We start from the raw sequence: 14,975 nt of genomic DNA on the forward strand, positions 1-14,975 counted from the left end.
CACAAGCCCCTTGTCTTTAATGTCCTGTTTTACCTTTTCGAGCCGAAGGGACAATTTATCTATAATTTTGTTGTTGCCATCCTTCGGTAATTGAATGTTATGTAGATCAATGTGCCGTTGAATTGATAGCTCGACAAAGACTCGAAATAGTACAGAGACAGCATGTCGGTAAGTCACTACATCCAAATTCTTTAATTCGATAAAAATATCGTTAACCTTGCCGCTTGGTAAATTAAGCTTGAATTTTTTTGGTATCAAATTCTTCTGCTCTTCGGTAGACAATGTTCCCCTTGTACCGGGTGGTTTGGTGGTCAGTTTGCTAGGGGTGGTTTTAGGATTGCCCGAAACCGTCCACTCTTCAGTTGCTTTGGTTTGTTTAGGATGATCGTTAAGAAGTGACGCAATAAACTTTTCACGCTTGTCTTGCGCGTCAATATCCCGCTCAGTGAATTTATTTCCGGCACGTTTTCCGTTCGCTATCGTCGTAACGAGATCGGTTAAAACAGCCTTTAACCAACTAGGTTCAGTTTTGGCAACCAGTTTGCCGCTTTTAAGCGTAAATCCTGCGGCATCTTGCAATTCCTTGGTTGTAACCAACCGCTCTAGTGTGGTGATATTGAATTTAGCACCTTCCAAGTGGTGGCGGACATTCTCGTCTATATCATCATGGGCTAGCACAAAATTGATAACATCCAGATCGGGGCGTGGAATGCCTTGTTCCGCATCTGCGCGCGCTTTAGCCATTGATGACCAATGTTCAGTGCCTGCGCCCTCAAGACCATTGGCGTGTTTTCGATTTATCCAGACCAGGGCGGACTCTTTGTTTGGTGCAATCACGCAATCCAATACTTTCGGTATTGCGTCTGAATGGTTCTTACTGAGCTTAGAAAATGCACTATAAATTACGGTGTCTTTCGCAAGCTCTGGTTCTAGCATAAGATTAATGGCAGTCAAACGGCGGTTACCTTCTACAACGATATAGTTCTGGTTGCCATCCTCGGCATCAATTACCATCGGCAAGTCAAACGGGTTTAGACCATTGGCGATAATGTCTTCGGCTAACTTGACCAATTTTCGGCCTTGTTCAGCAATGATTGCATCCCGGGTCGCCTTCTGATTGCCCTGCTTAATAATCCGATAATTTGCCAAATCCAAAAGCAAATTTCCAACACTAATGCCTTGCTTAATAAACATAAAATTCCTTAAATATGAAATTCATGGGATTCAATTGTCTTCATGCACTATAAAAAATGCAAATCACGTACGGTGCATACCTCTATTATTTCGTGTTATTCGGCATGAGTCGTATTGAACCGCATGTATACCCTATCATTAGGCGCAATACACCAAAGCCTCTACGGTTCTAAGCCAATAAATTGATAAGCATTTGTTCATATATAGCAGACAGCACTTCAAGGTCGTTTAAATCAATATGCTCGTTGATCTTATGGATGCTTTCATTAATCGGCCCTAATTCAATGACTTGTGCGCCCGTAGGGGCAATAAAACGACCGTCTGAAGTGCCGCCGCCCGTGTCGTATTTAGGTTCATAGCCCGTGATTGCCTTGACGGCGGCATGGGCGGCGGTTATCAGTTCGCCGCCTGTCGTCAAAAACGGATTGCCCGATAAGCGCCAGGCAATGTCGTACTTGAAGCCGTATTTATCCAAGATGGCATGTGTGCGTCGCTTGATGATGCCTTCATCCAATTCAGTGGAAAAACGCAGGTTAAATTGCACTTCCACATGGCCTGGGATGATGTTTTCTGCACCCGCTCCGGCATGGATATTGGAAACCTGCAAACTGGTCGGCGGGAAATTGTGGTTGCCTGCATCCCAGGCTTCTTCGGTCAATTCCTTCAGCGCAGGGGCAAAGGTATGGATGGGGTTTTCGGCCAGTTCGGGATAAGCGACATGGCCTTGGATACCTTTGACGGTCAGTTTGCCGTTCAACGACCCGCGCCGCCCGACCCGGATAACATCACCGATCTTAAGGTCACTGGACGGCTCGCCGACTAGGCACCAGTCGATTTTTTCGTTGCGGGCTTCCAATACTTCCACAACTTTGACCACGCCATTCGTGGCAATGCCTTCTTCGTCGCTGGTCATCAGTACGGCAATCGAGCCTTTATGGTTAGGGTGATTGGCGACAAAGCGTTCGACAGCGGTCACAAAAGCGGCAATACCGCCTTTCATGTCCGCTGCGCCACGACCGTACAGCTTGCCATCACGGATCGTAGGTTCAAACGGCGGCGAAAGCCACGCATCCAAAGGCCCAGTAGGAACGACATCGGTATGGCCTAGGAACACGAATAACGGTTTGGCGGTGCCCCGTCTCAGCCAAAGGTTTTGCGTATCGGCGAAATCCAGGCGTTCTTCAATAAAATCGAATGGCCTTAACCGATCTACCAACACATCCTGGCAGCCTTCGTCTTTGGGTGTGAGCGAAGGGCGACGGACAAGGTCTTCGAGAAGTTCCAGGGCGTTGCTCATGCTAACTTGGCTTGGTAAAGGTCGGGCTTAAAACCGATTAACAGTTCATTACCCGTATCCAATATCGGGCGTTTAATCAACGTCGGCGTTTCCAACATAAGCTGTAAAGCCTTGTCTTCCGTGAGATCGGCTTGTTGGTCGGCGCTTAACTGTCGCCAACTGGTGCTGCTGCGGTTAAGCATGACGTTCCAGCCCAGGCCGGCAGCAAAATGTTGAAGTTGCTCCGGTGTAAGCCCATCAACACGATAATCGTGAAACCGATAGCCGATGCCGTTGTTGTCCAGCCACGTCCGTGCTTTTTTGACGGTATCGCAGTTTTTTATGCCATAAAGCACGATCATGCTTACAACTGGCTGTTCAGCAATTCGTCTATGTCGGGCAGTTCTTTGTCGGCCTTGCAGCGGGTTTTGTAAATATCGACAAACTCCATAAAGGCTTGCTGTAAGTCATCAAGGATGCCTTCCTCATTCTCCCGCTCGTCTTTAGGGACATCGTCCGAGTCCAAGTACTCTTGTTGTAGGGCGATTTCGCTGTTCAGGGCGAGGGTCGCGTAAATGATGGCATTGTTGCTTAGGTTTTGGTTCATAGGATGAATTACTAAGAGATAGAAAAAATGGATGATATTTACAGTTTCTAAGTTACTCAAAACGATTGATGAAGTCTTGGGCGTATTTATAATTGTACCTAGTTATATACTTTTCGAAGTATTTAAAGTGACTCTCGTCATAATCTTGTTGGTTTGGATTAGAGCTTTTGAGATATTTAACGTAATATTCCATTGGATATCTGACATCCTCAAAATCAACAAGCTTGCGAAAAATGTAATGTTCAAATACGCCCATAAAATAAAAAAATCGATCAAAACAATCTCTAACAAAAATTGTTTTTGAATCCAAAGGGTCTGAAGACTCAACCCCAAGCTTATCAAGTGCTTCATAGATTTCTTGGCGAGAGATTGGGAAAGGTTCAGTTTTTCCATTATCGTTTTGGTTAATATCGAATAATCTACCATATGTCCAATCAATCATACGTCTTGCATTTCTTGCCCTAGAGTCATCCATCATTTCTTTAATTAAAGATTTAGCAGTTTCGGTTTTTTTCCATTTTGAGTCGTTGCTAAGCTGTTTTAAGACTAAGGCAACTCCTATAACAGTTGCAAACGCTGTAATATGATCTGCTGTTATTTCCATTTTAACCCTCTTTTCAAAAAAACTAACTTAAATTTCAGTCTCTTAACAACTCATTAATCCCCGTTTTGCTGCGCGTCCGCTCATCAACTTGCTTGATGATTACTGCACAATACAGGCTGTATTTGCCGTCGGAAGAAGGTAGGTTGCCGGAGACCACGACTGAGCCTGCGGGGATGCGGCCATAAGTGACTTCGCCCGTCATACGGTTGAAGATTTTTGTGCTTTGGCCGATATATACGCCCATCGAGATCACACAGCCGTCTTCGACAATCACGCCTTCGACGATTTCCGAACGTGCGCCGATGAAGCAGTTGTCGCCGATGATGGTGGGATTGGCTTGTACGGGCTCCAACACGCCGCCGATACCGACACCGCCGGAAAGATGGACGTTCTTGCCGATTTGGGCGCAAGAACCGACCGTTACCCAGGTGTCCACCATGGTGCCGCTATCCACATACGCGCCGATATTGACATAAGACGGCATCAGGATTGCACCGGGTGCGATGTATGAGCCTTTTCGTACCACCGCGTTCGGTACTACGCGCACACCCGCTTTCGCGAAGTCTTCCTCCGAATAACTGGCGTATTTGCAATCGACCTTGTCGTAATACTTGGTATTGCCGCCGTCCATCAGGCGGTTTTCGTTGATGCGGAAGGACAGTAGTACGGCTTTTTTCAGCCACTGGTTCGTTACCCAATCGCCGTTGATTTTTTCCGCGACGCGGGCTTTTCCGGTATCGAGTAAGCTCAGTGCTTCGTTTACGGCATTGCGGACTTCTGCGCTGGCGCTGGTTGGTGTGATGTCGGCGCGTTGTTCAAATGCGTTGTTGATGGTGTTTTCTAGCTCAGTCATGGTTGTCGCTTTTAGTTTAGGGTGTTGATGAAATTTTTGATTCGATGCGCGGCTTCGATACAGTCGGCCAAAGGAGCGACCAAGGCAATCCGCACATGATAAGCGCCAGGGTTGATGCCATGTGCTTCACGTGACAAATAGCTGCCCGGCAAGACCGTGACGTTCTCCTTGGCGAAAAGCTGTTGGGCAAATACGGTGTCGGCAGTTGCTCCAGGCAACTTGCCGTATTTCCTCCATCCTTGGGGGTCGCCGGGTAAAGTTGTTTTTAGCCAGACATAAAAACTGGCTTTCGGTTTGCTAATATCGCAGACATCGCTCAGGATGTCGATAAAAGCAGTGAATTTGGCACGGTACAATTTGCGATTTTCGATAACATGGGCTTCATCCTGCCAAGCCAGGAGACTCGCTTGTTGTGTGGGCAGGGGCATCGCGCAACCTTGATAAGTGCGGTATTGGAAATAAGAACGCAAAATATCCGCGTCACCCGCAACAAAACCGGAACGCAAGCCGGGCGCATTAGAGCGCTTGGATAAGCTATGGAAAACCAGGCAACGCTTGAAAGTCGTATTGCCCATCGCGTAAGCGGTTTGCAATAAACCGATGGGCGGATTTTCTTCGTCATCATAGAGTTCACTGTAACATTCATCCGAGGCGATGATGAAGCCGTATTGTTCAGACAGACGAATCAACTTTTCCTGGTCTGCTGGCGGCATGACCGCGCCACTGGGATTGCCCGGTGAGCAAATAAAAATTAACTGGCAGCGCCGCCAAATTGTTTCGGGTACGGAATCGAAATCGGGCAGATAACCTAAGGCCGCTACCGTGTTTAAAAAATAAGGTTCTGCACCGGCCAACAATGCCGCGCCTTCGTATATCTGGTAGAAGGGGTTGGGCATAATGACGATGGGCTTTTGGGTAAGGCTGGATTGGGAAGCGTCAACTACGCACTGCGCTATAGAAAACAACGCTTCACGTGTCCCGCTGACAGGCAAAACCTGAGTTTCGGGATTAATTGCGGCATTTGAAATTTTAAAACGGAAGCTCAGCCAATCAGCAATCGCCTGCCTTAACTCAGGGATACCTTTGGTGGTGGGATAAGTCCCCAGCCCTTTAATATGTTCAAATAAGGCAGCCTGGATAAAATCAGGTGTCGCATGTGCGGGTTCGCCAATCGACAAAGCAATATGCGCTTTGTCGATTGGCGCAACAATACCATGTTTCAGTTGCGCCAGTTTTTCAAAAGGATAGGGCTGGCACTGCGCCAGTCCAGGATTCATGCTCGAATACAAAGTGCTTAAAGGCAGTGCGGTTGTTTGCCCATGCCTTGGGCCTGTTGGAATAAGCCCATCGCCTGCGGCATGTGTTGCTCCAAGTCCTTAACACGGGTGGCATGGGAAGGGTGGGTAGACATGAATTCAACGGGTTGCTGCCCTTGGGTAGCCTGATCCATTTTTTGCCACAGGTTAATGCTATTCCTAGGGTCAAATCCCGCTTTAGCCATTAAATCCACGCCGATAATATCGGCCTCGCTTTCTTGGGTGCGGCTGAACGGTTTGAGAACGCCGTACTGGGCACCCACACCCAGTAGCCCAAAGCCAAGCTGGCCTAATGGAGAGGTCGGCACGGTCATGGCTTGCAGTATGTTCAAGCCTTGGTTCACAGCCATCTCTTGCGATGCCCTTTCATTGCTGTGTTTTGCCAAAACATGGCCGACTTCATGGCCGATGACTGCGGCCAACTGTTCCTGGTTATCGACCAATTGCAGCATTCCGGTATGTACGCCGATTTTATTGCCGGGGAGCGCAAAAGCGTTAGTGCTTTTATCCTCAAAGACGACAACTTCCCAACTGCCGCCCACTACTTGAGTGATGGCATTAGCGATACAGGTGGTTGCTTGATTGTATTGAGGGTTATAGCTGATTTTTTTGTCGCTTTTCAAGGTGTCGAACGCTTGCAAACCCATTTGGTCTATTTGCGTTTCAGGTAACATGATGAATTGGCTTCTTCCGGTAGGGCTGGTAGCGCATGCGGTCAACAAAGCAGCGCAGGCACTCAGTAAAAACATGGGATTAGCAATAGAAAATAGTTTTTTAAACATACACGAAGGCTCAGGATTTTACTTAAGTTGGGGTATTTTAACGCAATTTAATCTATAAAGCCCAAAAACGTATCAATCATTATTCTTTGGGGCGGTAAATTAGGCCCTGTCATTACGATACCCCGCTAGATATTTAACGGATAAAAAATCTACCATGGGAAGCTATCGATAAGCACTGGACATCTCGCAAAAAACTGCCGTCATTAAGCACAGCAGTGAAAAAATAGGGGTAGATGAAGAATGGCAGGGATGAGGCTCAATTCTGTGAACGATGAAATAATTCCAATGCCTTAATGGCCATTTTTTGGTATGAAGCATTGTCGAGTTTGACCCAGAGGTTCATCACAAAATAACCATAAGGCAGTATAGGGCCTTGTTCAGAAAAGGCTATTTCATGGTAATGCTTGTTCTCGTCTTCATGGTGCCCGATATGGTGTGGTAGGCTGATCAAGGCATAACGGCTGAGTAAGGAATGGCTGACCCAACCGTAAGTTTTGCCAAATTGCCCGTTTTCAAGTCCCCAGTGCTGGAAATAATTGACGGCTTCCAGGATGCGGACGGCCGAGACGGCTTGGTAAAGGAACATGAAGGCGGCAAGCCAGCCATAATGGCCGATGATTAACAACAATAAGGCCAATTCTACCAGCAAGCCCTGAAAAACTTGGTTTTTTAGTGTATAAAAAACAAGCCCGCATTGTTCGGGTTCAAGCGCTAGGCGATCCTGTTCCGACTTCCAGGCGTAACGCAAATAACCCACATAAACCCGTCGCCAATAATCCTTAAAACTCTCGCCCAACCGTGCAGTGGCGATGTCGTCGGGCAACCCTAACTCAAGATGATGCCCCCGCTTATGGGTGATGATGAAGTGTTCATAGCACACGGTGTATAACAGTAAGCGGCCTAGCAGTTGCCAACTGGCTTGCGAGCGGTGGATGAGTTCGTGGGCGACGACGATGCCCGACGTGCCGGAACTGGTGCCCACCAAAAACCGGATGATAACCAGGTTTACCAGGCTGGCGACGATGTCGTTGGTGGATTCCCATTGCAGCTTGGCTACATATTCCAGCATCAGGAAGATGTTGGCGAATTGCAAAACCGTCAGCGCATATAAGATGCCATCATAGAATTTCTGTGGATAGGTCGGACGGGTGTCAGGCTTAACATCGGGGCTAAGCCAATCAGCCAGCAACACCAGCCAGAATGGGGTTGTCCAGACTAAGGCACTGGCGATACCGTGCGGCCCAGTCGTCAGGAACAAACACGTACTGACTGGCAGGATAAAGCAGAGTAGATGGTTAAATTCTTTGAAATGACGGTGGAGGTGCATAGAAAGATTCACCCTACCCGGTGCTGTCAACGCGTGGGCGTCTCATCAGGTACTGCCAGATGAGTGAAAACTTAAAGCGTTTGCTGGCGGCCTGTAAGGAACAATAGCCCGTGTAAATACGTCGCCAATGTTCCTGCATGACGGCATCGCCGTAACACGTCGCAACTTCATCAAGGTAGGTTTGTATCGCCTTGATAGCCAGTGCCGAATGCCCTGATGACAGGTTATCTATCGAGGTATGGACATCGACGATGGCAGGGTTAATGCCCCAAAACTTAAGTTCTTCCGACAGGCGTAGGTAAATATTGCCCAGGCCGCTGATTTCAATCGCCATGTTCAAGCCCAATAACTCAGGCAGGAGCGTGCAGGGGAACTTGGAGATTGCCATCAGGTACACGGGAATATCGAATGCGCTGTCGAGAAAACCGGGATGGTTGGCAAAGCCCTTGTCAGAAATTGGCGGCCATTTTAATCCTAGGCTGGTGAGCAGCTCCTGGTAAATATGGGGGTGGTTTTGCGCCAGGATGCCATTGCCCGTCTCGTCTTGATAAATCTTGTGCAACAACGCGCCAACGCTGTGGCTAGGATAATAATCAAGTTGTTGGACGCCTTGTAGCCAACTGCCGTCGGTTAAGATGGTCGGTGCAAATTGCTTGATGCCCCAAACATAAGCGTTTTTGGACAACGAAGGTTTGTTTTTTAATGGCTTATAGTTATCGGCTTCGTGCCGATAAATCGACTTTATATAATCCCCAAAAGCTTGGTGAGAGTAGTAGCGGAAAGGTAAGCGATTGAAGGTTTTTGCCCAAACCAAGATGCGGGTTGCCCTGTTTTTCGCAGTAGACAGTGCCTCCGGATACAGATCGCTGTTGACCAGATAGAAGTAGAGCTGCCTGTTGCTGAGTTTGGCGTAGTTTTCTTGTGCGATGTCGCCGTGTTCTACCTGATTGTCCGTGATGGCCTGTTTGGGTGCGGTATCGCTGGAAATACTCTTTAAACCGACTTTGTAGTTGGCCGTTTTATGCTTTTTGCTTTGCGTCAGGCCAGGATTCAGTTCGGATAGCAGCCAATTCTTGAGGACGGCTTTTCCGTTGCCGTCCAGCACACCAAACATCGGGCCGTTAAATTCAAACAGTTGGAGTAATTTACTGTGTTCAGGTTTCACCCGGTCTACATAGGGCGAATGCAGCAGGCTGGCAAGGAAATTCGCACTTTTGAAAGGCGTTTCCTTAAACCATTCGTCGAGCGTCCTGCTGCCCAGTCGGATTTTTCCGTGATGCCCAATCGCATTGGGCATCAGCGTTGCCAACAATTTTTCCACGGCTTGACGAGGCGATAACTCGGTATGCAACAGTGCAGTGATCCGGTGATCACAAGCGGCTATGTGTTGTTGATGCAGCCAGAATCCGGTTTGTATGCGCTGCCATAAATCATCGGCTTGTTGGCTGAATTCGCTTAGATAAGCCTTAATAATCGCCGTAAGGGCTGTGGTTTCTTGTTTGCGCCTGCCGCTTCGGGCAGTGATAAAATTCGGCATTTCGCCGTCATTGTCAGGAAACAACTGTTCCGGTAGGCTTGGCGTTTGGCAATAAGACAGGGTAAAGCCGAGGATTTCCGGAAAAAGCACACGGGGAAACTGTGCCAACGCCAATTGAACGGCGGCAAAATCGAAGATTTCATCGCCCACGTCAGGTTGTTTGACGAAAGCCAAGGTATGCAAGGCAGGCAACTCAATGCCATTGGCCAGCAAGTGGGCGTGATAAATTGTCCTACTGGCGGCGATGCCCTGGTTGCCTTCGGTTAACCTTAAATACATCGCCATCAAGTCAATAACTAGGGGTGTTTGGTTGGTGGCCGTTTGCACAATGCTTGGCAACCAGGCCATTTCGGTAAAATAAATCGGTGCATATTGCACCAGGCAGGCATTCAACGCAGTAGCGGGCAACGGATAAGGATGTCCCGAAAGGGTATGCTTGGTCAGCATGGCGAAAGCGGCAGGGCTGTATTTTGCGCTGAAATGCGCTTCGTATTCTCGACTTACGGCTAGCAATTGCCGCTTTAAAAGGCGGTATGCAGTGGGCAAGGCCGCATAATGCTCGCTGATATGGACCAAGCTATGCAACAAGTCGCGGCTATCGCTTGGGCAATCCTGCCCAACCGCAGTAACAGCCGATTTTGAAAAAAACGGTTTTAAGGGCGGTGCCAAGACAAGATTAAACGTATTTTGGTTCATCGCTTATCCAGGTTTGGAGATTAAATAGTCATTGACCACCAGGATATCCAGTCCCGTCGTCATGAACACAGCCAGCGCATCTTCCAGGCTATGCACCAACGGTTTGCCCATTATATTAAAGCTGGTATTAAGCAATACAGGCACTTGGGTAAGCCGATAAAACTGTTCGATTAGCTCGTAAAAAAGCGGATTCCATTCCCTTTTGACCGTTTGCAGTCGCCCAGTTCCGTCAACATGGCAGACTGCAGCGATTTTGCTTCGCATGGTTTGGCGGATGCTTAGCGTTTTGTCCATATAAGGTGATTCGTGGTAATGCTCGAAGTATTCATCGGCATGTTCATGCAGGATAGACGGCGCAAACGGGCGGAACATTTCCCGGAACTTGACCTTTTCGTTAATAAGATCCTGCATTAAGGCATCTCGTGGGTCGGCCAGTATGGAACGGTTGCCCAAAGCCCTAGGGCCGTATTCAGCGCGGCCTTGCACCCAACCGACCAGTTTGCCATCGGCCAGTAAGCGCGCAGTTTCTGAACTTATGCTGCCCGGTAAGTGTTGTATGTTAAGCGAGCGGTTAAAGCAAATCAGGCGTTCAATGGCATGATCCTTGATTATCGAGCCCGTATAAGGTGTTTGCAGTTTCGGCGGTTTTTGCTGATGGGGAGGGTTTTCATGATAGGCCAACCACGCCGCACCCAAAGCACAACCATCATCCGCTGGGGCAGGGGGGATATAAACTTGCTTGAAGCCGGTGCGTTGCGAAATCTGTCCATTAAACGACGAATTCAAGGCACAACCGCCCGCCAAAGTCAGCTTGTCGCATTGGGTGAATTCATTCAGGTGATTCAGTAATTTCGTGACCAAATCGGCAAAGAAAAGTTGTCCGGTATAGGCCACATCCGCCAATTCTTCCAATGGAGTATCGGGGCGTTGCTTGAATTCGTCCAGTTTAGCGAGTTGCCTAAACAAATTTTCGGCAGGATGGATACAATCAAAGCCGTTGACCACAATGATGGAGCTGAGCAGGTCGTAGAGTTGTTGGTTGAGCTTGCCGTAAGAGGCCAAGCCCATGACTTTCCATTCCTCACCCTTGAGCCAGTCAAACCCGCATAACTCGGTAATTTTCATGTAATACAAACCTAAGCTGGCTTTGCTTAGGCCTTTGGCCTCGTGGATGGGTTCAAGCTTTCGGTTGCGGTAGCGGTAAAATGCCATCGCGCCGTGTTCGCCATACGAATCTATCACCGCACAAACGGCTTCTTCAAATGGGCTGCCGTAACAAGCGATTGCCGCATGGGTTAGGTGGTGGTCGTAATCCTTAAATTCGATTTCGCAATGGGGATGATATTCCTGGGTAATCCTTACCAAATTCAACCCTGCACGCTCTATGCAGCTCCGCTGGCAGGCCATCATGTGGTGCAATTGGTAATTGGTTAGCGGCGAGCGTAATTTCCTGATGCCCGTTTTCAATAAGCCCGGTGCAGATAAAATGCCTAAGTTCTTGACGATATTTTCGTAAATCGGGCGTTTTTTCCGCCAATTGCTGGCGATTACGATCTTTTTAGGGTTAGGGCAATACTGGGCCAGCAGTTCAGGGATGCGGAATAACTGGTCAGGTTCGCAATTAAGCGCGCGTTTGTTTTGCAAAAACCGCTCCGTCGCCTCGGCAAACAAGACTTCACCCGCTTCACTGACTATCGCCAAAGCGGAATCGTGGTAAGTGACCGATAGCCCTATATGATAGGTAGACATGCCGTGTTCGCCCTGTGCTTTTTTGCAGCTTTTTTATTTTGCAGTATAGGGTTTTGTGGCGTTTCAGCCTAGCTTTCTTTTAGATTTGCATGATGACCTCATGCAGGTCATTCTTGATGCTGTCAAATGAAATTCGTCGTATTATTGTGTTGCCTTTTCCAAATTAATTGTCTGACCGCTAATTATCGCAAGCACCGATAACTTTAGTGTGGGCTTATTCATTACGGTTTTTACTACTTTAAATCATGTTTTTAACCTTTATAATCAACAGCATCCTAGTATCTATTGCCGTCTTGATCCATTACGAGGCGCTTAAGATCTTATCCGAGGTAATTCCCAAACTTAAAGTTGAACACCGGTTGCGGGTGCTGTTCGGCTTTTTTGGGGCACTGCTCGCGCATATTATCGAAATCTGGATGTTTGCCTTTGCTTATTATTTCAAAATACGGTCTGGTTATTTCGGCACCTTAATAGGCAATTCCGAGAACAGCTTGATGGATTGCAGTTACTATTCATTTACAAATTATACTTCCCTAGGTATTGGTGATATTGAACCGACAGGCGATTTAAGGTTCTTGACCGGCTTGGAGGCGCTCACCGGTTTGCTGTTGATTGCCTGGACGGCTTCTTTTATGTACCTGGAGATGCAGAAGTTGTGGAAGGACAAATGATAAGCCCAGTGCGACTGCTTTCAACGACCCATACAGTCTGGTTATAGCATCAGGCCAGCTTGGGGGAATGGTGGCGAGCGATGACACGCGTAGCTGGGAGTGAATATTCGGGCATCCTTTTCGCCTTTGGTTTAAAATTTACCCTGTGCCAGCCTGATTTCCCCCGTCTTTTATTGAATCATGAATAGTCAATCGCCAGACGTATTGTCGTCATTAACCACCCTGCGGGATTACATCCGTTGGGGCGCAAGCCGGTTTGTCGAAGCCAAACTTGTATTCGGGCATGGCACGGCGTCCGCGCTGGATGAAGCCGCTGCGTTGGTATTACATGTTCTCCGCCTACCTTATAACTTAAGCGAGTTTTATTTGCAGTCGGCGCTAACCCTAGAAGAGCGGCAAGCTATCGTAGCGATTATCGAAAGGCGGATAAGCGAACGCAAGCCTGCCGCTTACCTCACGCATGAATCCATCTTTGCAGGCTTGTCGTTCTACGTGGACGAACGGGTGCTAGTGCCGCGCTCGCCCATTGCCGAGCTTATCGAACAACGCTTTGCGCCCTGGGTGGAAGAAGAACAGGTCGAACGGATTTTGGATTTATGTACGGGCAGCGGCTGCATTGCCATCGCCTGTGGCTATGCTTTCCCAGGGGCTGAGGTTGATGCGGTTGACGTATCTTCCGATGCCCTGGCAGTCGCCGAAATCAATGTGGACAAACACGCATCTATCGATAACGTGCTGCTGTACCAATCGGATTTGTTCGATCAGTTGCCGGATGAGCGCTACGATATCATTGTCAGCAACCCGCCTTATGTCGCTATTGAAGAATGGCAACAGCTTCCTGCGGAGTTCCATGCCGAACCGGAAATCGGATTTGTTGCAGGGGATTCTGGGTTGGATTTAGTTATTCGAATCTTGGCAGAAGCCAAAGATTATTTGACACCGCAAGGGATATTGGTTGTTGAAGTGGGTAGCAGCGCCGAAACCCTGCAAGAAACATTCCCGAACGTCCCTTTTTACTGGCTGGATTTTGAACGCGGCGGTGACGGCGTATTTTTGCTGACCGCCGAACAGGTCAATGAATACCATGAACAATTTACAAGCGCCCTCGATTAACACAACGTATTGATATGTCTGGAAATACCATAGGAAAACTGTTTGCCGTCACTTCATTTGGCGAAAGCCACGGCCCTGCGATCGGTTGCATCGTCGATGGCTGTCCGCCGGGAATGGCCTTATCGGAAGACGACTTGCAAAATGACCTCGACCGCAGGAAACCCGGTACCTCAAGGCATACCACCCAGCGACGGGAAGCCGATGCAGTTAAAATCCTGTCCGGCGTGTTTGAGGGCAAGACCACGGGAACACCAATCGGTTTGTTAATCGAAAATACCGATCAACGCTCCAAAGATTACACCAAAATTGCCGAAACTTTCCGTCCCGGTCATGCCGATTACACTTATCAGCATAAGTACGGATTTCGGGATTATCGCGGCGGCGGGCGTTCGTCTGCACGGGAAACCGCGATGCGGGTAGCAGCGGGCGGGATTGCCAAAAAATACCTGCGCGAAATTGCCGGAATTGAGATACGCGGCTATTTATCGCAGTTGGGGTCGATCAAAATCGAAACCGTCGATTGGAGTATCATCGACAGCAACCCGTTTTTTTGCCCCGATGCCGATAAGGTTGCCCAGATGGAAGCCTACATGGATGCCTTGCGTAAAGAAGGCGAATCCATCGGTGCACGCATTGAAGTCGTCGCCACCAACGTACCGCCGGGCTTGGGTGAACCCATTTTCGACCGCCTGGATGCGGATTTGGCGCATGCCCTGATGAGCATCAATGCAGTGAAGGGGGTGGAAATCGGTGGAGGCTTTGACTGCATCAACACCAAAGGCACGCAATTTCGGGATGAAATCACGCCCGACGGCTTTTTAAGCAACCATGCGGGCGGCATCCTGGGCGGCATCTCCAGTGGCCAGCCTATTACGGCCAGCATTGCGCTGAAACCGACCTCCAGCTTGCGGCTGCCTGGGCGTAGCATCAATACGCGCGGCGAAGCCGTCGAAGTGATTACCGAAGGCCGCCACGACCCCTGCGTCGGCATCCGCGCCACGCCCATCGCCGAAGCCATGATGGCGATTATCCTCATGGATCATTATTTGCGGCATCGGGCTCAGTGTTTGGGGGTGGATTCGGGGTTGCTGGTTTTGAGGTAATATTTAATGATGTGCTTCGCTTTGTTCACCATACCCTATGGTGCTAATATCTGTTTTCGTATATATGTAATTTCCCAGAATGAAGCAGCAAATGTTTGATCGTAACGAACATGTCTACAGAAATGAGGCATTTGCAGAGTTAGTTAA

Annotated in this window: 14 protein-coding genes; 3 read left to right on the forward strand and 11 right to left on the reverse strand. The window is 48.5% G+C overall.

Features of this window, described 5'->3' with window-relative positions:
* The 11 genes from MGMO_RS13435 to MGMO_RS13485 all read right to left on the reverse strand — a co-directional run.
* On the reverse strand, positions 1–1,194 hold a 1,194-nt coding region (locus MGMO_RS13435), incomplete at its 3' end, for a hypothetical protein (RefSeq protein WP_036308083.1).
* Positions 1,195–1,363: 169 nt separating this feature from the next.
* Positions 1,364–2,491, reverse strand: a complete 1,128-nt coding sequence (gene dapE / locus MGMO_RS13440; protein ID WP_036308086.1) for a succinyl-diaminopimelate desuccinylase — start codon at positions 2,489–2,491, stop codon at positions 1,364–1,366.
* Positions 2,488–2,832 (reverse strand): ArsC family reductase, encoded by a 345-nt coding sequence (locus tag MGMO_RS13445; protein WP_023495603.1) that lies wholly within the window; start codon positions 2,830–2,832, stop codon positions 2,488–2,490. Before MGMO_RS13445 ends, dapE begins: the two co-directional genes overlap by 4 nt.
* 2 nt (positions 2,833–2,834) lie before the next feature.
* On the reverse strand, positions 2,835–3,077 hold the full coding sequence (locus tag MGMO_RS13450) for a hypothetical protein (RefSeq protein WP_023495604.1): 243 nt from the start codon (positions 3,075–3,077) through the stop codon (positions 2,835–2,837).
* 52 nt (positions 3,078–3,129) lie between these two features.
* A complete protein-coding gene (locus tag MGMO_RS13455; protein ID WP_023495605.1) occupies positions 3,130–3,681 on the reverse strand; it encodes a hypothetical protein in 552 nt (183 codons plus the stop codon).
* Positions 3,682–3,715: 34 nt separating this feature from the next.
* Complete coding sequence (dapD, locus tag MGMO_RS13460; protein ID WP_023495606.1) at positions 3,716–4,534, reverse strand: 2,3,4,5-tetrahydropyridine-2,6-dicarboxylate N-succinyltransferase; 819 nt, start codon at positions 4,532–4,534, stop codon at positions 3,716–3,718.
* A gap of 11 nt (positions 4,535–4,545) precedes the next feature.
* Positions 4,546–5,811 carry a succinyldiaminopimelate transaminase gene (dapC, locus tag MGMO_RS13465; protein WP_023495607.1) on the reverse strand — a complete coding sequence of 422 codons (1,266 nt, stop codon included), beginning with the start codon at positions 5,809–5,811 and terminating at the stop codon, positions 4,546–4,548.
* 17 nt (positions 5,812–5,828) lie between these two features.
* Positions 5,829–6,632 (reverse strand): M48 family metallopeptidase, encoded by an 804-nt coding sequence (locus MGMO_RS13470; protein WP_023495608.1) that lies wholly within the window; start codon positions 6,630–6,632, stop codon positions 5,829–5,831.
* A gap of 256 nt (positions 6,633–6,888) precedes the next feature.
* Positions 6,889–7,959 carry a fatty acid desaturase gene (locus MGMO_RS13475; RefSeq protein WP_023495609.1) on the reverse strand — a complete coding sequence of 357 codons (1,071 nt, stop codon included), beginning with the start codon at positions 7,957–7,959 and terminating at the stop codon, positions 6,889–6,891.
* Between the two features lie 13 nt (positions 7,960–7,972).
* Positions 7,973–10,192: an iron-containing redox enzyme family protein gene (locus tag MGMO_RS13480; protein WP_023495610.1), complete on the reverse strand. Its 2,220-nt coding sequence runs from the start codon at positions 10,190–10,192 to the stop codon at positions 7,973–7,975.
* Positions 10,193–10,195: 3 nt separating this feature from the next.
* A complete protein-coding gene (locus MGMO_RS13485) occupies positions 10,196–11,941 on the reverse strand; it encodes a carbamoyltransferase family protein (protein ID WP_023495611.1) in 1,746 nt (581 codons plus the stop codon).
* A 245-nt stretch (positions 11,942–12,186) separates the two neighbouring features.
* Between MGMO_RS13485 and MGMO_RS13490 the strand changes: the two genes are divergently transcribed.
* From MGMO_RS13490 to aroC, 3 genes are all read left to right on the forward strand, one after another.
* On the forward strand, positions 12,187–12,612 hold the full coding sequence (locus MGMO_RS13490) for an ion channel (RefSeq protein ID WP_023495612.1): 426 nt from the start codon (positions 12,187–12,189) through the stop codon (positions 12,610–12,612).
* 180 nt (positions 12,613–12,792) lie between these two features.
* Positions 12,793–13,725 (forward strand): 50S ribosomal protein L3 N(5)-glutamine methyltransferase, encoded by a 933-nt coding sequence (prmB, locus tag MGMO_RS13495; RefSeq protein WP_036308089.1) that lies wholly within the window; start codon positions 12,793–12,795, stop codon positions 13,723–13,725.
* A 14-nt stretch (positions 13,726–13,739) separates the two neighbouring features.
* Complete coding sequence (gene aroC / locus MGMO_RS13500) at positions 13,740–14,828, forward strand: chorismate synthase (protein WP_023495613.1); 1,089 nt, start codon at positions 13,740–13,742, stop codon at positions 14,826–14,828.
* The last annotated feature ends 147 nt before the right edge of the window (positions 14,829–14,975 follow it).

It is taken from the genome of Methyloglobulus morosus KoM1 (genome assembly GCF_000496735.2).
In the GTDB taxonomy this organism is placed as follows: Bacteria; Pseudomonadota; Gammaproteobacteria; order Methylococcales; family Methylomonadaceae; genus Methyloglobulus; species Methyloglobulus morosus.